Origin of the sequence: Stappia taiwanensis (assembly GCF_014635285.1) — a bacterium.
Classification (GTDB): Bacteria; Pseudomonadota; Alphaproteobacteria; order Rhizobiales; family Stappiaceae; genus Stappia; species Stappia taiwanensis.
This window is the reverse complement of record NZ_BMCR01000003.1, coordinates 654,821-679,107: the sequence shown is the minus strand read 5'-3', so window position 1 is coordinate 679,107 and position 24,287 is coordinate 654,821. Positions and strand designations below refer to the sequence as shown.

Here is a 24,287-nt window from a genome sequence, read left to right as displayed (position 1 = left end):
GCATCCTTCAGTTTGCCTGAAACGGACGTCTTTTGGAACGTCAACCGGTTTCCGTTGGCGTGCCAAAAGACGGCGCCGGCTCCTCCCCGCCGGAGCGCGAACACGAAATCGTGACCGCAACCCCCTAAAAAGACAGCACTCTTTAAAGATAAAGCGCTGTCGCGGAACGGCTGTCAACGTCGAATGCCGCGTATCGCAGCTTTCCTCCCGGCCGGCGTGCCGACCCCTTGTCCGGCACGCCCCCGTTCGTCAGATTGCCTGTGCGGCGAGCGCCTTCAAAAGGGCCGCGTCGATCTCTCCGGTGACCGGCAGGCCGGCGGTCATCTGGAAGGCGCGGACCGCCTCGCGGGTGCGCGGCCCCACGCGCCCGTCCGCCGTGCCCGGATCAAAGCCACGCTTGATCAGAAGCTCCTGTGCCTGCCTCACCAGCGCTGCCGGATCCATCGTCAGGTTAGCCCGAGAGACGGTTTCCGCCGGCGTATCCCAAGCCGGCTTCATCTCAACTTCATTCGCCGCCGGAGTGCGCGCCGCCGGCTTCCAGGTCTCGACCGCCAGCCGTGCCTCGGCCAACTCTTCCTTCGACAGCATGTTCGCCAGTTCGTCACGCTTGTTGCCCGCGTCCCGGTCGCCCTGCTGGGCGGCCAGTGCAAACCACTTGTAGCTTTCGACCAGATTCTTCTCCAGACCGAGGCCACGCGCATAGAGGATGCCGAGATTGTACTGGCTGTCGGCGAGGCCGAAATTGGCGGCCTTCTTGAACCAGTAGGCGGCATCGCGGAACTCCGGCTCGCCCGACAGGCCTTCGGCATAAAGCACCGCCAGATTATGCGCCGCCTTGGCGTTGCCCGCTTCCGCCGCGCGCCCGTACCATTCGCGCGCCTTGGCAAGATCGCGGGCCACGCCGCGCCCCTTCTCATAAAGGCTGCCAAGCCGGTATTGCGCCGGCGCCAGTCCGGCACGCGCCGCCTTTTCATAATACTCCGCCGCCTTGGCAAGATCCGGCTTGACCGAATTGCCTTCGGTGTAATGCACGGCGATGGCGAAATTGGCCGCCGGATCGCCGGCCGCCGCCGCCTGACGCAGCGCCACGGACCCGACCTCGGTCGGCAGGTTGCTGATGTCGACAGCGGGCGCGCGCGCCTGGAAACGGTTGACAGGAATGCTGTCGAGCTCCGGCGCGAAGGCGCCACCGGCGGCGCCCGGCGGCGCAAAGGCCACCCCGGGCGTACCGAGATTTGCCAGGGACTCCGGCGTTCCTTGTGCGGGGTCGCTCGCAGCGCTCGCCTGCCTGGTTTGCGGTGCCGCAGCCTCCGGCCCGACAGCTGCGCTGGCCGGTGCCGTCGTGGCACCGGCGCGCACGGGACCGTTCGCCGCTGGCGTCTTGTCGGCGGCCTTGGCCTGACGCGACGGAGGCGCGGTACCTGCGTCCTGGCCCCCGGTCTCCGCGACCGAACCGGCGCGCGCGGTCTCCACCGCCTCGCCCTCGATGGTGCGTTCGGCAACCGCAGGGGCATCGCCCGCCACAGGATCGGATGCGCCCGGGCCTGTCTGCTTGAAAATCTGCAAGGCGCCAATGGCGATCACCACGGCGGCGGCGGCGAGCATCACCGCCCGCCGGCCACCGGGCGAAAACAGGCTGCGACCGCTCTTGGCCGTGTCATCGGCGGTGTCGGCCGACGCCTCGGCATCCTTGATCCGTGGCTCGGCCCGCAGATCCTCCATGGCTGGATCGACCCGCAGCGGCGCAGCCGTGGAGGCCTTGCGCGATCCACTGCGGCGCTCTCCGCCCGTGTCGCCGTCAACGCGGGGCTCGGGGGTCGCCGCGCCCGGCTCCTCTCCAGCGGCGGCTTTGCGCCGCCCTGCCAAGCGCGAGCGCAACCAGCCGGCGGCGGTTGCCTTGACCGTCCCGCCGCTCTCATCCCCTTCCGCACGCGATGCGGTCTTCGGTTCCACGGCCTGGGCCGATGCGGCCTGAGCTGCCCGGCGAGCCGCAGCGATGAAATCGGCCTTGCGGTCGCGCGCATCCTTACCTGAACCGTCGCCCGCCGCCTGCTGCGCGGCACGGCGTGCCTCGTCACCGCGTGTCGAGCCCCGGACCGACGCCGCCAGCGGCATCTCCATCCGTGCCCGGGCCTGCGGCTTCCCGCGCGGTGCAGGCTTGCCCGAACCGGGCTCCAGCGGACGGTCGTCGTCCTGCAGAACGCCGGCGCGGACCGAACCGGCCTCACCCATCGGATCTTCAAGCGCCGACAGCCGGGCGTTGATGGAGGCCAGGATGTCCTGAACGCTGTCCATCGTGTCGCGGGTGCGCTGTTCGGAACTGGTCGCCGCATCCATCAGCCGGTGCAGATCGGCCCGCAAGGCATCGGCAATGGCGGCATTCTGATCGCCGCCCGCGCCGGACACGCCGAGACCGGCCAGTTGCGACTGGACCTGATCGAGCCGGGCAAATCCGCTTTCGGCCGCATCGAGCTTGCCGGCAAGCGCGGCGATCTTGTCTTCCACCTGCGCCAGAACGCTGGCATCGTCGGAGACCGCGCCGCGCCCGACCGCCTGGGCAAGGTCGCGCAACTGGGCCTCCAGATCGGCACTGAGCGCCGGACGGGACACGCTATCGCGCAAATCCGCGATTTCCCGATGCAGTGCCTCAAGCTCCGGCGCGCCGGGACCGGTGTCGCTGCTGCGTTCAAAACGGTCGTTGAGCCGAGTAATGCCCGCTTCCAGCCGGGCGATCAGATCCGCCTCGATCGCCGCCTGCTGGCCTTCCGCCGCCAGCGTCACCTGCTGCGGACGCTCCATCGCATCGATCTTGCCGTCAATCGCCATCAGGCGCTTTTCCAGCAAGGTGAAGGCGGCATCGTAGCTCGGCGGCATCTGCCGCGCGCTCTCGATCCGCTGCAAGCGGCCGGCGATCTCGCCCAGACGCTCGTCAAGACGCGGATCCGGTCCGGCCTCGCGCGCCGCCCGGTCCTCGAACAACATGCCGGAGATCTGCTCCAGCCGATCCTGCAAACGGTCGAAGGTGCCGGCGCTCGGCACCCGGTCTTCCATGGCATCGAGCCGGTGGAAGATGTTGCGCTGGTCCTCCGCCAGCCGGTCGAGCGCGTCGAACCGGTCGGACAGGGCATGCAGCCGTTCATCGATACCGCCGATCAGATCGCGCACGTCGATCTGTTCGACCACCTCGCGCACGGCGCGAATTTCCGCCTTGAGGGAGCCGAGCCCCTCACCGCCCGAGCGACGCACCAGTTCCTCGACCCGGTGGCCGATATCGGCGACCCGATCATCCAGCGCCATCAGCTGATCGGCCCGGGGCACGATACGCAAGGCGCCCTCGATATCGCCAAGCCGCAAGGAGAGCGTGTCCACAAGCTGGGGATCGGCCTGACCGCGCGCCAGCTCATCGAGCCGCTGCACCAGATGGGCATAGCCGCTTTCCAGCGACTTCAGCATGCCATCCACATTCGACTGGCCGATCAGGGCGCGCAGATCGCCGATCTCGGCGCGCAGCTCCCGGGCAAGACGCAGGTCGGAGCGATCCGCCCGCATGCGCTCCACCGCATCGGACAGGCGGCGCAATTCGCCCGTGTCACGCGGGGCGGCGCGGTTCCGATCATTGGCCAGGCTGTCCATCAGAACGGCGCGCAGGGCACCGATATCCTCGCGCATGACGCCCAGCGCTTCTTCCTGAGGCGCGCGCGCCGCATCGATCTGGCGCGACAGGTCCTGAAACAGCGGCCGCAGCCCGGCGCCAAGATCCGACGCCAGATCGCCTGCCTCACGGGGGCGGGACGGAGCGAAGGCCGCATCGGCCCGGCCATAGCCGTAGCCGCCGCCATACCGGTCGTCGCCGTCACGGTCCGCCCTCTCACGAGGGCTCATTTCATGGGCACGGCCCTGACCGGCGGCGTCGCGAGACGGCGCATACCGCCCATCATCCCCAGGGCGGGTGTCCGCATACCCAGAGCGGACGTCCGAATAACGCCCCTCCGCATAGTACCGATCCGCCGACCGGCGATCGTCCTCGTAGCCACCAAGAGCGGAGCCCTCGGCATACCCGTCCGCATAGCCGGCGTCGGAGGACGCCGCAGGCTGATACCGGCCGAAGCGTTCGCGGCTATCCGTCTCGCGGGGGGACTGCGGTGCGTGGTCCTGCGCCGGGGCGGCATGCGAAAGATCTTCCACCCGCCGGTCGAGCCGGTCGAGCGCCTTCAAGACCGCCTCAATGCGGCTGGTGCGGGCATCCGCCGGGACGGGCGCCGCAGACGGTGCCGGCTGCCGCTCGGAGGTACCGCGCTCACCGCGCGCCCGGGCCGCCGCCGCGCGGCGTGCCTGACGATTGGGAGCGGCGGCCTCGGTCGTCGTCGCAGGCACATCCATCAAACGCTGAAGCGCATCGGCAACATCGGACAGCTGATCGCGCGCCCGCGCCCGGTCACTCCGGGCGCCGTCGTCGCTGGCCTGCGCCGAGGCGCTGGCCCCGCCCTGCCACAGAGGTGCCCGGCTTTGCGGTTCGTACCACGCATCGCCCGACCATCCGCCGCCGGCCCGTCCCGGCTCCCGCTCGGAACCGGCTGCCATCTCGCCGCCTCGGTGATCGCTGTTTCGCGCAGTCCAGGACATGTTCGGTCCTCGTTACCCTGAGTTGGGCGCGCCTTGCGACGCAAGAATGATTTGCGACCCAACGACACCGCGACGACGCACGATCCGAGGGACCTTTCATGAAACTGTCGCCGCTTATGGTAAACAGGCCGTTAAGCGGGCGAAACTTATGGTAAACGCAGCGTAAACTTGTAGTGCCACATCACCCTCGGAACACGGCTTCGCACGCGCGAACGGCACCTCCTGCCTCCAGTTCAATCTTGACGCTTACGTTTGCGGAATATATTGGCTGTGAAGGTGACGTTATGGCAGGTAGACGCGGCAGGCACCCGCCACCCGCCGGACACCGATGCACATTGCATCGCAACAAGACGATCAACAAGGATCCGCCCCATGAGTGAAGCGCTGTCGGTCAACAACGACATCGTCGAAGCCGTCGCAGCCAAGGACGATTCCACCAAGAAGACCCATTTCACCATCGGGGATCTGGCGAAGGAATTCGGCGTCACCTTGCGCACCTTGCGCTTTTACGAGGACAAGGGGCTGATCAACCCGAAGCGGGACGGCCTCAACCGGATCTATACCCGCCGTGACCGGGCGCGGCTGAAGCTGGTGCTAATGGGCAAGCGGGTCGGCTTCTCGCTGGCGGAAATCCTCGACATGCTCGATCTCTACGATCTGCGGGATGGCCAGGTGACCCAGCTTCGCGTCGCCCTCTCGCGCTTCCAGGAGCAGATCGACGTTCTGGTGCAGCAGCGCCGCGACATCGACCAGGCCATTGAGGAACTGGGGCGTACCGTCGAGATCGTCTCCGGCATGCTCAAGGAAAAGGAAAACGAGACGGGCGAGTAACCGCTCGCAAGCGTCTTTCGGGCAACCGTCCAGCCGGGCGGCGCCCTCCCTGACCGGCTTTCGAACAGCCCCGCCCCGGCGCGATCCCGGGCAAGCCTTTACGCGACCCGGGATCGGAGAGCCGAAAGGCACGCGTTTTCAATAGCCTGCCCCGAACGACCCGCCCCGGCGCCCGCTTTTCCGCGCGCCCACTTTTCCGCGCGCCAGGTGCGATGCGCGGCTCCGCGCGGCGCTCGCCGTTTCGCCCTGCCGCCGGGCACACCGGGCACCCACGCCCGCTCCCCACATTTCTTCCCCTCTTTGGTTGCATACGCAATTTGCGGCAAACTCTCTTGCTGCGCGCGCGCAATCCGGCCGGTTTTTGCAGGATTTCCGCCTTTTTCCGGCCCGGATCGGCGGCTTCGATGCAAAATGAGCGGAAAATCGGCAAGGTTGCATCTTGCCCCGCTCCGCTCCACGCCGTATAACCCCACAAGGTGACGTTTACGGAAACGTCAACTTCAAGGACAAGCGGCCCATGGGACGGGCCACGGAACATGCCGGGAGGGCGACGCGAATGCCGAGTTACACAGCACCAGTTCAGGATGTCCTGTTTCTGCTGAACGACGTTCTGGGGTTCGAGCGTCACAGCAACCTGCCAGGCTTTGGCGAGGCGACGCCCGATCTGATCGAGGCGATCCTGGGAGAGGGTGCGCGCTTTTGCGAGGAAGTGCTGACGCCGCTCAACGCCGTGGGCGACAAGCAAGGCTGCACCCGCCAGGACGATGGCTCGGTGACGACGCCGAAGGGCTTTGACGAGGCCTACCGCACCTACCGCGACAATGGCTGGATCGCCCTGTCGATGCCCGAGGCCTATGGCGGCCAGGGGCTGCCGACCACGCTCAACAGCATCATTCAGGAGTTCATCTCCAGCGCCAACCTGGCCTGGGGCATGTATCCGGGCCTGTCGCAGGGCGCTGCTGCCGCGCTGCTGGTGCATGGCACCGAGGAGCAGAAGGCGCTCTACCTGCCCAAGCTGGCCGCCGGCGAATGGTCCGGCACCATGAACCTGACCGAGCCCCATTGCGGCACCGATCTGGGGCTGATCAAGTCCAAGGCCGTGCCCCAGGGCGATGGCAGCTACAAGATTTCCGGCCAGAAGATCTTCATTTCTGCCGGCGAGCACGACCTGACCTCGAACATCGTCCACCTGGTGCTGGCGCGGATCGAAGGCGCGCCGGAGGGCACCAAGGGCATTTCCCTGTTCGTGGTGCCGAAATTCCTGCCCGATGCCGATGGCAACCCGGGCGAGCGCAACCCGGTCTCCTGCGGCGCGCTGGAAGAGAAGATGGGCATTCACGGCAATGCCACCTGCGTGATGAACTACGACGGGGCGACCGGCTGGCTGGTCGGCGAGGAACATCGCGGGCTGAACGCCATGTTCGTGATGATGAACGAGGCGCGGCTGGCGGTCGGCATCCAGGGGCTGTCCCAGTCGGTGGTCGCCTATCAGAACGCCGTCGCCTATGCCCGCGACCGGCTGCAGGGCCGCGCGCTCGACGGCCCCCGCAACCCGGACGGCCCGGCCGATCCGATCATCGTCCATCCGGACGTGCGCCGGACGCTGATGTCGATCCGCGCCTTCAACGAGGCGGCCCGGGCGCTGGTCCTGTGGACCGCGCTGAAATCGGACGTCTCCCACCGCTCGGACGACGAGGCGGAGCGGCAGGCGGCCGACGACCACATGGGCCTGATGACGCCGATCATCAAGGGCGTGCTCACCGACACCGGCTTCGACAATGCGGTCGCCGCGCAGCAGATGCTCGGCGGACACGGCTATATCGAGGAATGGGGCATGTCGCAGTTCGTGCGCGATGCCCGCATCACCATGATCTACGAGGGCGCCAACGGCATCCAGGCGCTGGATCTGGTCGGCCGCAAGCTGCCGCGCAACGGCGGCCGCGCGGTGATGGCCTTCTTCGGCGAGGTCGGCACGTTCCTTGAGGAAAACAGCGGCAACGAAGAGCTGGCGCCGCTGCTTGCCCCGCTCAAGACCGGGCTCGACGATCTGCAAAAGGCCACCATGTGGTTCATGAACAACGCCATGGCCAAGCCGGACAACGCCGGAGCCGGATCGACCGACTACATGCATCTGTTCGGCACGGTGGCGCTCGGCTTCATGTGGGCGCGGATGGCCAAATGCTCGGCCAAGGCGCTGGCCGATGGCGGGGCGAGCGATCCGGCCTTCCACGAGACCAAGCTGACGCTGGCCCGCCACTTCATGGAGCGGCACATGCCCGAGACCGGCGTGCGCCGCGCCCGGATCGAGGCCGGCGCGGACACGATGATGAGCCTGGCGGCGGAGGCCTTCTAGGCCTTTCCCGCCCGCCGGGGTCACCCCACATCACATGAGCGCCCGGACCGTATGTCCGGCAACCGGGCGCCGCCGCCGTCCTTTTCGGGAGGAAAATGACGTGACAGCTCCGATTGTGCCGCCGCCTACCTGGATGAGCGAAGACCTGACGCTGCTCGATGACGCCTTCGCCCGGTTTCTGGAGCGGGACATCGCGCCCGACTATGAAAGCTGGGTCGAGGCCGGAAGCGTCACCCGCGCCGCCTGGGAAAAGACCGGCGCGGGCGGCTTTCTCTGCCCCGCCGCACCGGAAGAGCTTGGCGGGTCCGGTGGCAGCTTCGCCCATGACGCGGTGATCATCCGCCGGCTCGGCCTCGCCGGGTTCGACCATTTCGGCATCGCCCTGCATTCGGCGATTGTCGCCCCCTACATCCAGCACTACGGCTCGCCGGAGCAGAAGAAGCGCTGGCTCCCCGGGCTCGCCTCCGGCAAGCTGATCGGCGCCATCGCCATGACCGAACCGGGCGCGGGCTCGGATCTCCAGGCGGTGCGTACCTCTGCCGTGCGCGATGGCAATCAGTATCTCCTCAACGGCTCCAAGACCTTCATCACCAACGGCCAGCTCGCCAATCTGGTGATCGTCGTCGCCAAGACCGACCCGTCCGCCGGCGCCAAGGGGGTATCGCTGTTCGCGGTGGAGACCGACACGGTGGAAGGCTTCCGCCGTGGCCGCAATCTCGACAAGCTCGGCTTCAAGGGCAACGACACCTCGGAGCTTTTTTTCGACGACATGCGCGTGCCCGCCGATGCGCTGATCGGCCCGGAAGAGGGACAGGGCTTCTATCAGTTGATGGAGCAACTGCCGCAGGAGCGGCTTCTGGTCGCCGTGCAGGCGATGGCGGCGATCGAGCGCGCCCTTGCCCTCACCCTCGACTACGTCAAAGAGCGCAAGGCGTTTGGCAAGCGGGTGCTTGATTTCCAGAACACCCAGTTCAAGCTGGCGGAGCTCAAGACCGAAGCCACCATCGGCCAGGTGTTCGTCAACGATTGCATCGCCCGCCATGTCGCCGGCCAGCTCGACAGCGTCACCGCCTCGATGGCCAAATACTGGACCACCGACCTTCAGATGAAGGTGATGGACGAATGCCTGCAGTTCTTCGGCGGCTACGGATACATGAACGAATATCCGATTTCCCGCCTGTTCGCCGATGCCCGCGTACAGCGCATCTACGCCGGCACCAATGAAATCATGAAGGTGCTGATCGCCCGCAGCCTGTAGCCGCCGGCCCCTCGCACCCATTTGTTCAACAAGGAGACTTTCATGGCCGATGCACTGATATTCGATCATGTTCGCACGCCGCGCGGACGCGGCAAGAAGGACGGCTCCCTGCATGAAGTGCCGGCGGTGCGGCTCGCCGCCGGCGTGCTGGAGGAAATCCGCGACCGCAACACGCTGGACACCGCACAGGTGGACGACGTGGTGCTCGGCTGCGTCGATCCGATCGGCGAGGCCGGCGGCGATGTGGCCCGCGCAGCGGTGTTCGCCGCCGGCTACGACCAGTCCGTCCCCGGTATCCAGATCAACCGCTTCTGCGCCTCCGGCCTCGACGCGGTGAATTTCGGCGCGGCCCAGGTGATGTCCGGCCAGCATGACCTTGTGGTCGCCGGCGGGGTGGAATCCATGAGCCGCATCGGCATCGGCGCCAGCGGCGGTGCCTGGCCGGTCGATCCGCAGGTGGCCCTGCCCTCCTATTTCATGCCGCAGGGCGTTTCCGCCGACCTGATCGCCACCAAATACGGCTTTACCCGCGACGACGTCGACGCCTACGCGGCGGAGAGCCAGCGCCGCGCCGCCCATGCCTGGGACCAGGGCTATTTCTCCCGCTCGGTGACCCCGGTGAAGGACATCAACGGTCTGACGATCCTTGACCGCGACGAGCACATGCGTCCGGAAACGGACATGCAGTCGCTGGCCTCGCTCAATGCCTCCTTCGAGATGATGGGCGCCATGGGCGGCTTCGACGCGGTCGCCATCCAGGCCCATCCGGAACTGGAAAAGCTGCGCCACGTGCACCACGCGGGCAATTCCTCCGGCATCGTCGACGGCGCTTCGGCCATCCTGATCGGCAACCGCCGGGCCGGGCGCAAGGCCGGGCTGACGCCGCGGGCGCGGATCAAGGCCTTTGCCAACATCGGCTCCGAACCGGCCCTGATGCTGACCGGGCCGGTGGATGTCACCGAGAAGCTGCTCGCCTCGGCGAAGATGTCGCTGTCGGACATCGACCTGTTCGAAATCAACGAGGCCTTCGCCTCGGTGGTGCTGCGCTACCGTCAGGCCTTCGATCTCGACGCGGATATCGTCAATGTGAACGGCGGCGCCATTGCCCTTGGCCACCCGCTCGGGGCGACCGGGGCGATGATCCTCGGCACGGTTCTGGACGAGTTGGAGCGGCGCGATCTCAACACCGCGCTGGTCACCCTGTGCATCGGCGCCGGCATGGGCACGGCGACGATCATCGAGCGAGTGTGACGGCGGACGCGGAGGATTACCCTATGACTTACAAGAACTTCACCCTTGACGTCGACGCCGATGGCATTGCCCACATTGTCTGGGACATGGCCGGCAAGTCGATGAATGTGATCGACATCACCGTGATGGACGACCTGGACGCGATCGTCGACCGGGTCGCCGAGGACGAGGCCATCACCGGCGCGGTGATCGCCTCCGGCAAGCCGACCTTTTCCGGCGGCGCCGACCTGACCATGCTGGAGGGGCTGCTGCGCGAGTTTCACGGCCAGCGCAGCAAGGACCCGGAAGGTGCGGCCAAGCTCCTGTTCGACGGCTCCCGGCGCCTGACGCTGATCTTCCGCAAGCTGGAGACCTGCGGCAAGCCGTTCGTCGCGGCGATCAACGGCACCTGCATGGGCGGGGCGACGGAGCTGGCACTGGCCTGTCATGCCCGGGTCGCCGCCGAGGGCGATGCGGTCAAGATGGCCCTGCCGGAAATCAAGGTGGGCCTGTTCCCCGGCGCCGGCGGCACCCAGCGGGTGATGCGCATGGCCGAGGCTCAGCCGGGCCTGCAGTTCCTGCTGCAGGGCAGGACCCTGTCCGCCGACAAGGCGAAGGCGATGAAGCTGGTCGACGAGATCGCGCCGGCGAAGAAGCTGGTGGCGACCGCCGTGCGGATGCTGAAGGATGGCGTCGACCCGGTGAAGCCCTGGGACAAGAAGGGCTTCAAGCTGCCGAACGGCCCGATCTACTCCCCCGCCGGCTTCCAGTTCTGGCCGGCGGCGAACGCCATCTACCGGCGCGAGACCCATGACAACTACCCGGGTGCGCGCGGCATCCTGCAGTCGGTCTACGAAGGGCTGCAACTGCCGATGGATCAGGCGCTGACCGTCGAAAGCCGCTACTTCGCCCATGTGCTGCAATCGCCGGAGGCAGCGGCCATGATCCGCTCGCTGTTCGTCTCCATGCAGGAGCTGAACAAGGGCGCGCGGCGGCCGGAGGACATCAAGCCCAACAAGATCCGCAAGATCGGCATTCTCGGTGCAGGCTTCATGGGCGCGGGCATTGCCTATGTCACCGCCAAGGCCGGCATCGACGTGGTGCTGATCGACCGGGATCAGGAAGCGGCCGACAAGGGCAAGGCCCATTCGGACCAGCTCGTCAGCAAGGCGGTGCAGCGCGGCCGCGCCACCGCCGAGGACAAGGAGCAACTGCTGGCGCGGATCACGCCAACGGCGGATTACGATCTTCTCGCCGATTGCGATCTGGTGATCGAGGCGGTGTTCGAGGATCGGGAGATCAAGCGGGTGGTGACGGAGAAGGCCGAGGCGGTGCTGAAGCCGCGCGCCATCTACGCCTCCAACACCTCCACCCTGCCGATTTCCTCGCTGGCGGAAGCTTCGAAGCGACCGAAGAACTTCATCGGCATCCACTTCTTCTCGCCCGTCGACAAGATGATGCTGGTGGAAGTGATCATGGGCAAGAAGACCGGCGACAAGGCGCTGGCCATGGCGCTGGACTACATCAAGGCGATCAAGAAGACGCCGATCGTGGTCAACGACTCGCGCGGCTTCTACACCTCGCGGGTGGTGATGACCTACATTCGCGAAGGCCTGATGATGCTGGCCGACGGGGTGCCGGCGGCGATGATCGAAAACTGCGGCCGGATGGCCGGAATGCCGGTCGGTCCGCTGTCGCTCGGCGACGAGGTGGCGCTCGATCTGGCCTGGAAGATCGTCTCCGCCACCCGCAAGGATCTCGGCGTGAAATACGTGGAAGGGCCGCTCGACAACATCCTGGAAGAGATGGTGGTGAAGCGCGAGCGCTTCGGCCGCAAGAACGGCAAGGGGTTCTACGACTACGACGGCCGCGACAAGTCGCTGTGGCCGGGCATCCCGGAGGTGACCGGCAAGCCCAAGCCCGCTTCCGCCTTCTCGGTGGAGGAGCTGAAGCAGCGCTTCCTGGTGATGCAGGCGCTGGAGACCGCGCGGATCTTCGAGGAGAAATGCCTGACGGACGTGCGCGAGGCGGATGTGGGGTCGATCCTCGGCTTCGGCTTCGCACCCTTCACCGGCGGCACCATCTCCTACATCGACGGCATGGGCACCGCCGCCTTCACCGAGCTGTGCCGCAAGTTCACCAAGAAATGGGGACCGCGTTTCAAGCCGAACAAGCTGCTGCGCGACATGGCCAAGACCGACGAGCGCTTCTACACGCGGTTTGCGCCGGAAAAAAACGCCGAGGAGCAGAAGGCCGCCTGATCCACGCTGGAACCGGCAGCATTCGACACACGCAAACGGGCGGCCAGTGGCCGCCCGTCAGCGTTTGGGCCAGAATTTTTTGAGGCCGCCCCCCGAGCCAGGAGCTGGAGGGCCAACGTTTTCAGAAGACTGGAAACCGACAAGCGGGGGCTCTCCGATCCCGGATCTCCGCTGCGCTTACGTCCGGGAGGACGCGGCGTGGGAGGCGGAACGGTTACTTGCCGACCAGCAGCACCACGGCAGCGCCCGCGCCATCGCGCAGAAGCAACCGCTGCGGCATGCCGTCGACCTTGACCGCTGCGGGGAAGAACTTCATGAACCGCCGCTCCAGATCGCCGGCAACGCCCTCACAGGCCATCCGTGTCGCCATCACCTTGTCCGACACCTTGAGATCGAGACCATCCTGCTCCAGCGTGCCGCGCAGCCGATTGCAGCCGGCCGAAGCGCTCCACAGGCCATGACGGTCGACCACCACCTCGGTGCGGGCGGCAAGGGCGAGGTCGAGATCGACCAGCGCACCGCCGGAGGTGGCAAGGGCGGCGATGCGCCAGGTCCCGGCAATCTGTGGCTTGTCGCCCCCGGCGGCGGCCGGGGCCGCGACCGGCGCCAGGGCAAGAAGGACTGCGGAAACGAGAGAAATGGCTTTCATACGCTCGGATAATCCCTGGCAAATGAAGCGATCCGCCGCCCGCGCCATCTCGCGCACTACGGGGGATCTGATCGGAACGGACGTCTTCGTACCCGCCTCGATGAGGGGCCGAATCACGGTCAAGGCGTCGCCTGCGATGACACCGCATGACGCGATGGATCGCAAGGCCCGTCTTCAACCGGCAATGTGGCAGCTTGGAGGCCCGCCGCCTGTGCCGGAGATCACATCTCACCGGATGGCATCGACCATTCCCCCGCCGCGCGCGCGTCTCCGGCGTTGATTGCGACCGGGCTTGCGCCTACATCTCGGAGAGCGGCCCTGGCAGCCTCATCCGGCCGCCGATACAGGCCACGCTGACCAATGACAGGAACCTTGATGTCCAACACCTCGCTTGAACGTTTTCTTGGCGGCTCGCCCCTGCGCGTGCTCTTGCGCCTTTTGTTCCTGTCCTTCGTCGTCGGCGTGCTGCTTTCCGCGCTCGATCTGCACCCGCTCGACCTGTTCGACGGTGTGATCTCCTTCATCCGCCATCTGTGGACCATGGGGTTTGAGGCGCTTGGACGGCTCGGCGGTTATTTCGTGCTCGGCGCGGTGGTGGTTCTTCCCGTGTGGCTGGTGCTGCGGCTGTTGAGCATGGGTCGCGACGACTGACGCCTCCAGTTCACGCAAATTCCGCCGCTACCCGGTGCAGGATCGTGTGGCGGCGGGCCAGCCGGTCGATGTTGTCGAGGTAGCCGCCGCCGATCACCCCGGCGAGGGGAATGCCCAGCCGCCGCACCGCGCCGATGACATAGCGGTCGCGCGCCTCCAGCCCGGCATCGCTTAAGGACAGCCGGCCGAGCCGGTCCTCCTCATGCGGATCGACGCCGGCATTGTAGAAGACGATATCGGGGCGAAAGCGGGAAAGGATGCCCGGCAGGGTCTCAGCCAGCATCGCCAGATAGGCGGCATCGCCGGTCGCATCCTCAAGGGCGATATCGAGGGTCGAAGCGCGCTTGCGCACCGGATAGTTGCGCCTTGCATGCACCGACAGGGTGAACACCGCCGGATCGCCGGCCAGGATCTCCGCCGTGCCATCGCCCTGATGTACGTCGAGGTCGATCACCAGCGCCCGGCGGATCGCCCCGACCGAGAGCCCGAGACGGATCGCCACCGCCACATCGTTGAAGACGCAGAAGCCTGCGCCATGAGCACGCCGGGCATGATGGCTGCCGCCGGCGGTGTTGCAGGCAATGCCCCGCTCCATCGCCAGCGTTGCCGTCAGCACGGTGCCGGCGGTGGCACAGCGGGCGCGGAACCCCACTGCCTCGGTCATCGGCAGACCGATCTCGCGCGCCACCACGCGCGGCACATCGGCGGAAAACACCTGATCCACATAGGCCCGGTCATGGGCCAGTGCCGCCCAGGCCGCCGGCGCGGGACGGGGCACATGAAAGCCGCCCGGCGCCACCAACCCATCGGCTTCCAGCAACTCCGCAACGCGGCGAAACTTGTTCATGGGAAACCGGTGCCCCTCGGGCATGTCCGCGCAAAAGGCCGGATGATGGACAATGGCAAGCGGCATGGGCGGATCCCCTCCCCCGGTGACGGTTCGATGCTCTGACTATGTGCGGCATACGCAAGGGTGGGGCAACAGGACCACCGATCGCGCCGGCAAGCACCATGCCCGGTTTGACCGTGTCCCGTTTGCTCGCTAGCGTCACGCCCCATCGACTCTCGCCCCGTCTGTCACAGACGCCGCCCGCCCCCATTCGCCGAAAGCGCCGCCACTTGGACACCCTCACGCCCGTCAGAGACCGCCACGTGGTGCGCCCGTTCGATGTCAACAGCCGCACGGTGCTGGCCATCGCCGTGCCGATGACCCTTGCCTATCTGTCGACGCCGCTGCTTGGGCTGGTCGACACGGTGGTGATCGGCCAGCTCGGCGATGCGGCGCTTTTGGGGGGCATCGCCCTTGGCGGCATCCTGTTCGATCTGGTGTTCACCACCTTCAACTTCCTGCGCTCCGGCACCACCGGGCTGACCGCCCAGGCGGTGGGCGCCGGCGACGTCAAGGAAGAGCGGGCAGTGCTGTTCCGCGCCTGTCTCGTTGCCCTTGGCATCGGCGTGCTGGTCGTGCTTTTACGCGATCCGGTGCTTGGCTCCGGGCTCTGGGTGATGGGCGGCAGCGAGGCGGTGAAAGAGGCGACCACCGCCTATTTCCTCGTTCGGGTGCTGTCCGCTCCCTTCGCGCTTCTCAACTACGCCTTTCTCGGTTGGTTCATTGGGCGGGGACAGGCAGGCACGGCGCTGGTCCTGCAAAGCGGGCTGAACGGGCTCAACATCGCCCTGTCACTGTTGTTCGTGCTGCAGCTTGAATGGGGCGTTGCCGGTGTCGCCGCCGCGACGGTGGTCAGCGAGCTGGTGGCGGCACTTGCCGGTGCGGCGCTGGCCGCCCGCGCCCTTCGCCGCGGACCGCTGCCCAGCCGGGTGCGGATCTTCAACAAACGCCGGTTCCTGCGGATGGTCGCGCTGAACCGCGACATCATGATCCGCTCCTTCGCCCTGCTGTTCGCCGTCGGCTTCTTCATCTCCCGCTCGGCGGTGCAGGGCGACACGATCCTGGCGGCCAATGCGCTATTGGAAAAGTTCCTGCTGATCGGCGGTTATTTTCTCGACGGCATCGCCACGGCGGCGGAGCAACTGGCGGGCAAAGCGGTTGGCGCCCGCTACCGTCCCGCCTTCGACCGGTCGGTGCGGCTCTGCCTGATCTGGGGCTTTGCCCTTGCGCTACTTGCCGCGCTGGTGTTCTACGCCGGCGGCGGCTGGCTGCTCCACCTGATGACCACCGCGCCGGAGGTGCGCACGGCGGCAATGGACTACCTGCCCTGGGCCGCCGCCGCGCCGCTGCTGGGTGCCCTCGCCTATCAGATGGACGGGGTGTTCATCGGCGCGACCTGGTCGCGGGACATGCGCAACATGATGCTCGCCTCGATCGCCATCTATCTCGCCGCCTATGCCGCGCTGGCGCCCGTTCTCGGCAACCACGGCCTGTGGCTGGCGTTCGACCTGTTCCTGGCCGCGCGCGGAGTGACCATGGCGCTGATCTGCCGGCGGCGGGCGGATGCCACTTTCGGCCCCGCCCTGCTCTCTACCGGCACCGGCAGGTAGCGCCGCGTTGCCTGCTCAGCGCAGGCAATCGAGGATTTCCGCCTCGCCGATCATCCCGACGACCTGGCCGCCATCCTCGACCACCACCGGGTCAGTTGAGCGGCGTTTCAACTCGATCACCTCCCGCACCGGGGTGCGCGGCGGGCAGCGTTCGCCATTGATCGTGTCGTCCGACAGCGGGGAGCGCATGATGTCGCGGGCGCGCAGGACCCCGAGCGGGTTCATATGCGCCACGAATTCGGCGACATAGTCGGTCGCCGGTTTGCGGACGATCTCCTGCGGGGTGCCAAGCTGGATCACCCGCCCCCCTTCCATGATGGCGATGCGCGAGCCGATCTTCGCCGCCTCGTCGAGATCGTGACTGACGAAGATGATCGTCTTGTTGAGCTTTTCCTGAAGCGCCAGCAGCTCATCCTGAAGATGGTCGCGAATGAGCGGATCGAGCGCGGAAAACGGCTCATCCATCAGAAGGATCGGGGCATCGGTGGCAAAGGCTCGGGCAAGCCCCACCCGCTGCTGCATGCCGCCGGACAGTTCATGCACGTATTTGCCGCCCCATTCGGCAAGGCCGACCAGCTCAAGCTGTTCGGCCACCTTGGCCGTGCGCTGGCGGGACGGCATGCCGGCGAGCTCCAGCCCGAAACCGACATTTTCCGCCACGGTGCGCCAGGGCAGAAGGGCGAATTGCTGGAACACCATGGCGATGCGGCCGCGGCGCAGATGCCGCAACTCGGCCGGGGAGCAACTGCTGGGATTGACCACCTGATCGCCATCGTGAACGGCGACCTCGCCGCGGGTGATCCTGTTGAGACCGTTGACCGCGCGCAACAGGGTCGATTTTCCCGAGCCGGACAGGCCCATCAGCACAATCAGCTCGCCCTCGTGAATGTCGAAGCTGGCGCCGGCGACCCCAAGGATCTGGCCGGTTTTTTCCTGAATGTCCGACCGGCTGGCGCCGGCATCCACCAACGGCAGCGCGCTTTGCGGATCATCGCCGAAGACGATATCCACGTCGCGGAAGGAAACGATTGGCGCGCCCATCAGTTCTGCCCTCCTGCGGTGTTGGTGCGGAAGAAGCGGTCGAGGATGATGGCGATCAGCACGATGGCGATGCCGACCTCGAAGCCCTTGGCGATGTTGACCGTGTTAAGCGCGCGCAAGGTGGGAACGCCGAGCCCGTCGGCGCCGACAAGCGCGGCGATCACCACCATCGACAGGGAGAGCATGATGGTCTGGGTCAGCCCGGCCATGATCTGCGGCAGCGCGTAGGGCAGCTCCACCTTCCACAGAAGCTGCCGCCGGGTGGCGCCAAACGCCTCGCCCGCCTCCAGAAGCTGGGTCGGCGTGGAAGACACGCCAAGCTGGGTCAGGCGGATCGGCGCGGGAATGGCGAAGATCACCGTGGCGATCAGGCCCGGCACCATACCGAGGCCGAACAGGATCAGCGCCGGGATCAGATAGACGAAGGTGGGGATGGTCTGCATTAGGTCGAGCACCGGACGCATGGCGGCGAACAGCTTGGGCCGATGCGCGGCGGCAACCCCGAGCGGCACGCCGACGATCATGCACACCAGCGAGGCGCCGATCACCAGCGAAAGGGTTTCGGTGGTCTCCTCCCAGTAGCCCTGATTGATGATCAAGAGGAGGCTTGCCAGCACGAACAGGGCGAAGGAGAGCTTGCGCTGGACCAGATAGGCAAGGCCGGTGGCAAGCAGCACGATCACCAGCGCCGGCGGGGTCTGCAACAGCCACAAGATGCCGTCGATCATCGCCTGAAGCGTCAGCGAAATGCCGTCGAACAGCCAATAGGCATTGTCGGTGAGCCAGTCGACCAGGGCCTTCGCCCCCGCGCCAATCGGCAGTTTGTTCTCGGTCAGCCACTCCACGTTCGGGCCCGTCCTTCGTTTTCTGTCTTATCGGGTTCTTGTCTCAGGAAGGGGCGGCGCGCGTGGGGAAAGCCCGGCGCGCCGCCCCTGTCATCTGAAAGGGTCAGAGGCCGAGCGCCGACTTCACCGCCGCCTTGGCATCGCCGCCGTCGAAGGTGGTCACACCTTCAAGCCACGCCTCGAACGCCTCCGGGTTGGCCTTCAGCCAGGCGGTCGCGGCCTTCTCCGGCTCTTCGCCGTCGTTGAGGATCGACCCCATGATCTCGTTTTCCATGGCCAGCGAGAACTTGAGGTTCTTCAGCAACAGACCGACGTTCGGGCATTCGTCCAGATAGCCGGCGCGCACATTGGTGTAGACCGTCGCGCCGCCATAGTTGGGGCCGAACACGTCATCGCCGCCGTCCAGATACGCCATCTCGAAATTGGCGTTCATCGGATGTGGCTCCCAGCCCAGGAACACCACGTCCTTCTTACGCTTGGCCGCGCGGGCCACCTGCGCCAGCATGCCGGATTCGGAGCTTTCCACCACCTCGAAACCCTTGAGCCCGAAGGTATCGGCCTCGATCATGTCGATGATCAGCCGGTTGCCGTCATTGCCCGCCTCGATGCCGTAGATCTTGCCGTCGAGCTCGTCCTTGAACTTGGCGATGTCGGCGAAGGACTTCAGCCCCTTGTCATAGGTGTATTTCGGCACGGCGAGGGTGTACTTCGCCCCTTCCAGGTTCTCGCGCACGGTCTCGACCGACCCATCCTCGCGATAGGCCTTGATGTCGCCTTCCATGGTCGGCATCCAGTTGCCGAGGAAGACGTCGATGTCCTTGTTCTTCAGCGACGCATAGGTCACCGGAACCGACAGGATCTTGACGTCGCTCTTGTAGCCCATGGCATCGAGCAGCACGGCGGTGGTCGCCGTGGTCGCGGTGATGTCGGTCCAGCCCACATCGGACAGGCGGACGGTCTGGCAGGCGGCGGGCTCGGCGGCCTGAACGCTCGCGGCGCTCAGGCCGAGGGCCAGCGCGGCAAGGCCAAGGCGCTTGGCAAGGGTCTTCATGAATTCGCATCCTCCGTTGGGCCACCGGCTGCGCGATGAAACACGCACCGGCGGATCTTGCATCCTCCGCCGCAAGGCGCGGCGGCTGTTTCGGCAGGGGGACGGCAACGCCGGATCGGCGCCCCATCCGGGCGGGCACGCCGCGGCACCGCAATGGATGCGCGGCAGCAATCCTGCTTCAGGCTGCGCCTGTGCAGGCGCCCTCCTTGCAGGCTGCGCCAAGCGCGCCAGCCCCTCCCCTTGGCGGGTCACATCAAAACACTTTTACGTTCCCCACGCAATTCCCGCCGTTTTTTCTGTTTTTGGTTGATTGAACAACCAATCAAAATTATCCCTGCTATCCTGCCAACCACACGCAGCACTCTCATGTGAAGGCCGTACGGGACATGCCTCGGATCGGAATGGAAACCACGCGTCGCAAGGCGCTGATCGACGCAACTGTGGAAACAATCCACGTACGCGGCTTCAATGACGCGACCATGGCGGAGATCGCCCGCCGCGCCGGCGTCTCCGGCGGGCTCGCCCATCACTATTTCGGCTCCAAGGCCGGGCTGCTCAACGCCACCATGCGGGCGCTGCTGACCGACCTGTCACGCGAGACCCAGGCGCGCATGGCCACGGCCGGCACCGCTCGCGAGCGCATCTCCGCCCTGATCGGGGCAAGCTTCGCGCCCAACCAGTTTCAGCCGGCGCTGATTTCCGCCTGGCTTGCCTTCTATCTGCAAGCCCGGACCGACAGCGACACGCGGCGACTGCTGCGAATCTATCACCGCCGGCTCGTCTCGAATCTCGCCCATGGCTTTGCCGCCTATCTGCCGGCCGAGCACGCCCGCCGGGCGGCGGAGGGCACCGCCGCGCTGATCGACGGGCTGTGGCTGCAGCGGGTGTTCGCCGACGGCGCGGCCCAGCCGAAGAGCGCCATGCGCCAGGTCGAGGATTATGTCGAACGTCAGCTCGGAGAGAGCACCCATGTCTGAGATCACCCACATCATCATCGGCGCCGGATCCGCCGGCTGCGCCCTGGCCCTGCGCCTTTCGGAAGAACCGCAAAACAGGATTCTGGTGCTGGAGGCCGGCGGCAGCGACGTCGGCCCCTTCATCCAGATGCCGGCGGCTCTCAGCTATCCGATGAACATGGCCCGCTACGACTGGGGCTTTCAGAGCGATCCGGAACCGCATCTGGGCGGACGCCGGCTGGCGACCCCGCGCGGCCGGGTGATCGGCGGCTCCTCCTCGATCAACGGCATGGTCTATGTGCGCGGCCATGCCCGCGACTTCGACACCTGGGCCGAGATGGGGGCGCGCGGCTGGTCCTATGCGGATGTCGCGCCCTACTACGAGCGCATGGAAACCAGCCATGGCGGCGAAGCGGGCGTGCGCGGCACCTCCGGCCCCTTGCATGTGACGCGCGGCACCAAGTGGAACCCGCTCTATCAGGCCTTCATCGAGGCGGGACGGCAGGCCGGCTACGAGACCACCGAGGATTACAACGGGCTGAAGCAGGAAGGCTTCGGCGACATGGAAATGACCGTGTGGCGCGGCCGCCGCTGGTCCGCCGCCAACGCCTATCTGAAGCCGGCTCTGAAGCGGCCCAACGTCTCGCTGATCACCGGCGCCAATGCCCGCCGCATCCTGTTTGACGGGCGCCGCGCCACCGGGGTCGAGTACGAGCGCGGCGGACGAAACGAGACCGCCCATGCGGCGCGCGAGGTGATCCTCGCTGCCTCCTCGATCAATTCGCCGCGCCTTCTGATGCTCTCCGGCATCGGCGCAGGCGAGGCGCTGCAATCGCTCGGCATTGAGGTGCTGGCCGACCGGCCCGGCGTCGGCGCCAATCTGCAGGACCATCTGGAGCTCTACATCCAGCAGACCTGCATCCAGCCGATCACCCTCTACAAGTACTGGAACCTTTTCTCCAAGGCGCTGATCGGTGCCCGCTGGCTGTTCACTGGCACCGGGCTTGGTGGTTCCAACCACTTCGAGAGCTGCGCCTTCATCCGCTCGCGCGCCGGCGTCGAATATCCGGACATCCAGTACCATTTCCTGCCCTTCGCCGTGCGCTACGACGGCAAGGCGGCGGCCGAAGGCCATGGCTTCCAGGCCCATGTGGGGCCGATGCGCTCCAAGTCGCGCGGCCGGGTGGCACTGACCTCACCGGATCCGCAGGCCGCACCGTCGATCCTGTTCAACTACATGTCCGAACCGGAGGACTGGGAAGACTTCCGCACGGCGATCCGGCTGACGCGGGAGATTTTCGCGCAAGAGGCCTTCGCCCCCTATCGCGGCCACGAGATCCAGCCCGGCGCCGACGTGTGCTCCGACGCGGAACTCGACGACTTCATCCGCGCGCATGTGGAGAGCGCCTACCACCCGTGCGGAACCTGCCGAATGGGCGATCCAAACGACCGGCACGCGGTGGTTGATCCTGAGGGAAGAGTGATCGGCGTCCAGGGATTGCGCGTTGCCGACAGCTCGATCTTTCCGCAAATTACCAATGGCAACCTCAATGCGCCGTCGATCATGGTGGGCGAGAAGATCGCCGACCATATTCTCGGACGCGATCCGCTGCCCCCCTCCACCCGGCAGCCCTGGATCCATCCGGACTGGCGCGCCTCGCAGCGCTGACCACCGAGGCCTCGACAACCGAAAGGGACGGACATGCGTGCTCAACCCAGCGCGTCGCATTTCATCGGCGGCGCATATTTCGACGATAACGACGGCCCCCACCTGGAAAGCCGCTATCCGGCGACCGGCGAGGTCATCGCCGCCCTGAACGGGGCCAGCGACGCCACGGTCAATGCCGCCGTCGCCGCCGCCCGTACAGGCTTCAAGGTCTGGTCGGCCACCCCGGCGGCGGAACGTGGCCGGGTGCTGCGCCGGGCCGCCGACCTTTTGCGCGAGCGCAACCGCGACCTTTCCGTTCTGGAGACGCTGGACACCGGCAAGCCCTTGCAGGAAACCCTCGTCGCCGATGCGGCCTCGGGCGCCGATTGCCTTGAGTATTTCGGCGGCCTCGCCGCCACGCTCACCAGCGAGCACATCGACCTTGGCGGCTCCTTTGCCTACACCAAGCGCGAGCCGCTCGGCGTCGTCGCCGCCATCGGCGCCTGGAACTATCCGATCCAGATCGCCTGCTGGAAGGCGGCGCCGGCGCTGGCCTGCGGCAACGCCATGGTGTTCAAGCCCTCCGAGCTGACCCCACTCTCCGCGCTGAAGCTGGCGGAAATCTTCAAGGAAGCCGGCCTGCCGGACGGGGTCTTCAATGTGGTGCAGGGCTTCGGTGAGACCGGCGCCCGGCTTGTCTCCCATCCCGATGTCGCCAAGGTGTCGCTCACCGGATCGGTGCCGACCGGAACGCGGGTCGCGGAGACCGCCGCCCACACCCTGAAGCACGTGACCCTGGAGCTGGGCGGCAAGTCGCCGCTGATCATCTTCGACGATGCGGATCTGGAAAACGCGGTCTCGGCGGCGATCAACGCCAATTTCTATTCCAGTGGCCAGGTCTGCTCCAACGGCACCCGGGTGTTCGTGCAAAGCGGCCTGAAGGAGCGTTTCCTGCAGCGTCTGGCCGAGCGCACCGCCAAGGCGCGGGCGGGCGACCCGCTGGACGAGACGGTCGACACCGGCCCGCTGGTCTCCACCGGTCAGTTCGACAAGGTGATGGGCTATCTGGAGGCCGGCCGCAACGAAGGCGCGCGGCTTGTCTGCGGCGGTGGCCGGCTCGACGTGCCGGGCCTGCCCGACGGGTTGTTCGTGGCGCCGACCGTCTTCGCCGATGTGGCCGATCACATGACCATCGCCCGGGAGGAGATCTTCGGCCCGGTGATGTGCGTTCTCGACTTCGACAGCGAGGAGGAGGTGATTGCCCGGGCCAATGCCACCGAGTTCGGCCTGGCCGCCGGTGTCTTCACCCGCGACATCAGCCGCGCCCACCGGGTGATCGGTGCCCTGCACGCCGGCACCTGCTGGATCAACACCTACAATCTGACGCCCATCGAAATGCCGTTTGGCGGCTACAAGAAGTCCGGCATCGGCCGGGAGAACGGCCACGCGGCGATCGAGCATTACAGCCAGATCAAGTCGGTCTATGTGGAGATGGGCGATGTGGAAAGCGCCTATTGAGGCGCTGCCCAAACCCGATCCGGTTCGCTAGGGTCCAGACCGGTCAAAGGCAAGACAGGCGAACCGGAGAGAGCATGACGGGCGACACAACGCAAATCGGGATCGTTGGCGGAAGCGGTGCGCTTGGCAGCGCCATCGCTATGGCGCTCCTGGAAAGCGGGGCCGTGCCCCCGCAGGCCTTGTGGATCTCCAACCGGAGCGGATCGCGCAAGGGCTTCGAAGCCCATCCCGAAGTCACCATCACCAGCGACACCGACGCCCTGACGCGCGCTTGCGGCACGGTCATCCTGTCCGTTCCGCCGGCCAGCGTGGCCGATCTGCGAATCGCCGCCGAGGATCGGCTCGTCATCTCGGTGATGGCCGGTGTGACGCTGGCGCGCTTGCGGGACCTCACTGGCGCGACACGTGTCGTGCGGGCCATGAGCAGCCCCGCCGCCCGGCTTCGCACCGCCTACAGCCCGTGGGTGGCCTCCACTGAGGTGAACCAGGACGACCGGTCGCGGGTGAAGGACATCTTCTCCGCCTGCGGTCTCACCGATGAGCTGACGAATGAGGCCCATCTCGATCAGTTCACGGCGATGACGGGCCCGGTTCCGGGCTTCGTGGCGTTTTATGCCGAATGCATGATCGACCATGCCGTGAAGGCGGGCATTGCCCCGGAGGTCGCCGACCGGGCCATCCGTCAGTTGTTCCTGTCCGCGGGCACCATCCTGTCACAGGAGGCGCCAACGCCCTGCGAGCATGTCGAGGCAATGATCGACTATGCGGGCACCACCGCCGCCGGACTTGAGAAGATGCGCGCCTCGCCGATTGCCGAGGCGATCTCGGAAGGGCTGGAGGCAGCCGCGCGCAAAGCCCGCTCCATGAGCTGAC

At 66.5% G+C, this 24,287-nt stretch carries 17 protein-coding genes; 11 read left to right on the top strand and 6 right to left on the bottom strand.

Annotation, left to right across the window (positions count from 1 at the left end; all coding sequences use genetic code 11):
• Positions 1-249: 249 nt before the first annotated feature.
• Positions 250-4,581 carry a peptidoglycan-binding protein gene (locus IEV83_RS10480; RefSeq protein WP_181760346.1) on the bottom strand — a complete coding sequence of 1,444 codons (4,332 nt, stop codon included), beginning with the start codon at positions 4,579-4,581 and terminating at the stop codon, positions 250-252.
• 414 nt (positions 4,582-4,995) lie between these two features.
• On the opposite strand from IEV83_RS10480, the gene IEV83_RS10475 reads away from it, so the two are divergent.
• The 5 genes from IEV83_RS10475 (at position 4,996) to IEV83_RS10455 (ending at position 12,556) form a co-directional block, all read left to right on the top strand.
• Entirely contained in the window at positions 4,996-5,454 is a 459-nt protein-coding gene (locus tag IEV83_RS10475) for a MerR family transcriptional regulator (protein ID WP_181760347.1), read from the top strand.
• Between the two features lie 556 nt (positions 5,455-6,010).
• The gene (locus tag IEV83_RS10470; RefSeq protein ID WP_181760348.1) at positions 6,011-7,807 is read left to right on the top strand and encodes an acyl-CoA dehydrogenase C-terminal domain-containing protein; all 1,797 of its coding nucleotides are present in this window, start codon (positions 6,011-6,013) and stop codon (positions 7,805-7,807) included.
• Positions 7,808-7,940: 133 nt separating this feature from the next.
• Positions 7,941-9,065 (top strand): acyl-CoA dehydrogenase family protein, encoded by a 1,125-nt coding sequence (locus tag IEV83_RS10465; protein WP_244628146.1) that lies wholly within the window; start codon positions 7,941-7,943, stop codon positions 9,063-9,065.
• Positions 9,066-9,107: 42 nt separating this feature from the next.
• On the top strand, positions 9,108-10,316 hold the full coding sequence (locus IEV83_RS10460) for an acetyl-CoA C-acetyltransferase (RefSeq protein WP_181760350.1): 1,209 nt from the start codon (positions 9,108-9,110) through the stop codon (positions 10,314-10,316).
• 23 nt (positions 10,317-10,339) lie between these two features.
• A complete protein-coding gene (locus IEV83_RS10455) occupies positions 10,340-12,556 on the top strand; it encodes a 3-hydroxyacyl-CoA dehydrogenase NAD-binding domain-containing protein (protein ID WP_181760351.1) in 2,217 nt (738 codons plus the stop codon).
• Positions 12,557-12,770: 214 nt separating this feature from the next.
• Here the strand turns inward: IEV83_RS10455 and IEV83_RS10450 are convergent, their stop codons facing one another.
• Positions 12,771-13,205: an META domain-containing protein gene (locus IEV83_RS10450; RefSeq protein WP_181760352.1), complete on the bottom strand. Its 435-nt coding sequence runs from the start codon at positions 13,203-13,205 to the stop codon at positions 12,771-12,773.
• Between the two features lie 375 nt (positions 13,206-13,580).
• Between IEV83_RS10450 and IEV83_RS10445 the strand changes: the two genes are divergently transcribed.
• Positions 13,581-13,856, top strand: a complete 276-nt coding sequence (locus IEV83_RS10445; RefSeq protein WP_181760353.1) for a DUF6460 domain-containing protein — start codon at positions 13,581-13,583, stop codon at positions 13,854-13,856.
• Positions 13,857-13,866: 10 nt separating this feature from the next.
• Here the strand turns inward: IEV83_RS10445 and IEV83_RS10440 are convergent, their stop codons facing one another.
• Positions 13,867-14,769, bottom strand: coding sequence for a histone deacetylase family protein (locus IEV83_RS10440; RefSeq protein ID WP_181760354.1), 903 nt, complete (start codon positions 14,767-14,769; stop codon positions 13,867-13,869).
• Between the two features lie 239 nt (positions 14,770-15,008).
• On the opposite strand from IEV83_RS10440, the gene IEV83_RS10435 reads away from it, so the two are divergent.
• Positions 15,009-16,355, top strand: a complete 1,347-nt coding sequence (locus IEV83_RS10435) for an MATE family efflux transporter (protein ID WP_308683733.1) — start codon at positions 15,009-15,011, stop codon at positions 16,353-16,355.
• Between the two features lie 15 nt (positions 16,356-16,370).
• Here the strand turns inward: IEV83_RS10435 and choV are convergent, their stop codons facing one another.
• From choV to IEV83_RS10420, 3 genes are all read right to left on the bottom strand, one after another.
• Positions 16,371-17,396, bottom strand: coding sequence for a choline ABC transporter ATP-binding protein (gene choV / locus IEV83_RS10430; protein WP_181760356.1), 1,026 nt, complete (start codon positions 17,394-17,396; stop codon positions 16,371-16,373).
• Positions 17,396-18,241, bottom strand: a complete 846-nt coding sequence (gene choW / locus IEV83_RS10425; protein ID WP_181760357.1) for a choline ABC transporter permease subunit — start codon at positions 18,239-18,241, stop codon at positions 17,396-17,398. Before choW ends, choV begins: the two co-directional genes overlap by 1 nt.
• A 103-nt stretch (positions 18,242-18,344) precedes the next feature.
• Positions 18,345-19,292: a choline ABC transporter substrate-binding protein gene (locus IEV83_RS10420; protein WP_181760358.1), complete on the bottom strand. Its 948-nt coding sequence runs from the start codon at positions 19,290-19,292 to the stop codon at positions 18,345-18,347.
• 386 nt (positions 19,293-19,678) lie between these two features.
• On the opposite strand from IEV83_RS10420, the gene betI reads away from it, so the two are divergent.
• The 4 genes from betI to IEV83_RS10400 all read left to right on the top strand — a co-directional run bounded on the left by betI (position 19,679) and on the right by IEV83_RS10400 (position 24,286).
• The gene (gene betI / locus IEV83_RS10415; protein ID WP_181760359.1) at positions 19,679-20,269 is read left to right on the top strand and encodes a transcriptional regulator BetI; all 591 of its coding nucleotides are present in this window, start codon (positions 19,679-19,681) and stop codon (positions 20,267-20,269) included.
• Complete coding sequence (betA, locus tag IEV83_RS10410) at positions 20,262-21,917, top strand: choline dehydrogenase (RefSeq protein ID WP_209003081.1); 1,656 nt, start codon at positions 20,262-20,264, stop codon at positions 21,915-21,917. The genes betI and betA overlap by 8 nt, the downstream gene beginning before the upstream one ends.
• Before the next feature lie 33 nt (positions 21,918-21,950).
• A complete protein-coding gene (gene betB, locus IEV83_RS10405) occupies positions 21,951-23,414 on the top strand; it encodes a betaine-aldehyde dehydrogenase (RefSeq protein WP_181760360.1) in 1,464 nt (487 codons plus the stop codon).
• A 74-nt stretch (positions 23,415-23,488) separates the two neighbouring features.
• Positions 23,489-24,286, top strand: coding sequence for a pyrroline-5-carboxylate reductase family protein (locus IEV83_RS10400; RefSeq protein ID WP_181760361.1), 798 nt, complete (start codon positions 23,489-23,491; stop codon positions 24,284-24,286).
• Position 24,287: the final 1 nt, after the last annotated feature.

What these genes read in the sequence shown, in the direction of transcription:
- IEV83_RS10470 (WP_181760348.1), top strand. Translation starts at nt 6,011, where the DNA reads ATGCCGAGTTACACAGCACCAGTTCAGGATGTCCTGTTTCTGCTGAAC.
- betA (WP_209003081.1), top strand. Translation starts at nt 20,262, where the DNA reads ATGTCTGAGATCACCCACATCATCATCGGCGCCGGATCCGCCGGCTGC.
- choV (WP_181760356.1), bottom strand. Translation starts at nt 17,396, where the DNA reads ATGGGCGCGCCAATCGTTTCCTTCCGCGACGTGGATATCGTCTTCGGC.
- IEV83_RS10460 (WP_181760350.1), top strand. Translation starts at nt 9,108, where the DNA reads ATGGCCGATGCACTGATATTCGATCATGTTCGCACGCCGCGCGGACGC.
- IEV83_RS10480 (WP_181760346.1), bottom strand. Translation starts at nt 4,581, where the DNA reads ATGGCAGCCGGTTCCGAGCGGGAGCCGGGACGGGCCGGCGGCGGATGG.
- IEV83_RS10475 (WP_181760347.1), top strand. Translation starts at nt 4,996, where the DNA reads ATGAGTGAAGCGCTGTCGGTCAACAACGACATCGTCGAAGCCGTCGCA.
- IEV83_RS10420 (WP_181760358.1), bottom strand. Translation starts at nt 19,292, where the DNA reads ATGAAGACCCTTGCCAAGCGCCTTGGCCTTGCCGCGCTGGCCCTCGGC.
- betB (WP_181760360.1), top strand. Translation starts at nt 21,951, where the DNA reads ATGCGTGCTCAACCCAGCGCGTCGCATTTCATCGGCGGCGCATATTTC.
- IEV83_RS10465 (WP_244628146.1), top strand. Translation starts at nt 7,941, where the DNA reads ATGAGCGAAGACCTGACGCTGCTCGATGACGCCTTCGCCCGGTTTCTG.
- IEV83_RS10400 (WP_181760361.1), top strand. Translation starts at nt 23,489, where the DNA reads ATGACGGGCGACACAACGCAAATCGGGATCGTTGGCGGAAGCGGTGCG.
- IEV83_RS10445 (WP_181760353.1), top strand. Translation starts at nt 13,581, where the DNA reads ATGTCCAACACCTCGCTTGAACGTTTTCTTGGCGGCTCGCCCCTGCGC.
- betI (WP_181760359.1), top strand. Translation starts at nt 19,679, where the DNA reads ATGCCTCGGATCGGAATGGAAACCACGCGTCGCAAGGCGCTGATCGAC.
- IEV83_RS10455 (WP_181760351.1), top strand. Translation starts at nt 10,340, where the DNA reads ATGACTTACAAGAACTTCACCCTTGACGTCGACGCCGATGGCATTGCC.
- IEV83_RS10450 (WP_181760352.1), bottom strand. Translation starts at nt 13,205, where the DNA reads ATGAAAGCCATTTCTCTCGTTTCCGCAGTCCTTCTTGCCCTGGCGCCG.
- IEV83_RS10440 (WP_181760354.1), bottom strand. Translation starts at nt 14,769, where the DNA reads ATGCCGCTTGCCATTGTCCATCATCCGGCCTTTTGCGCGGACATGCCC.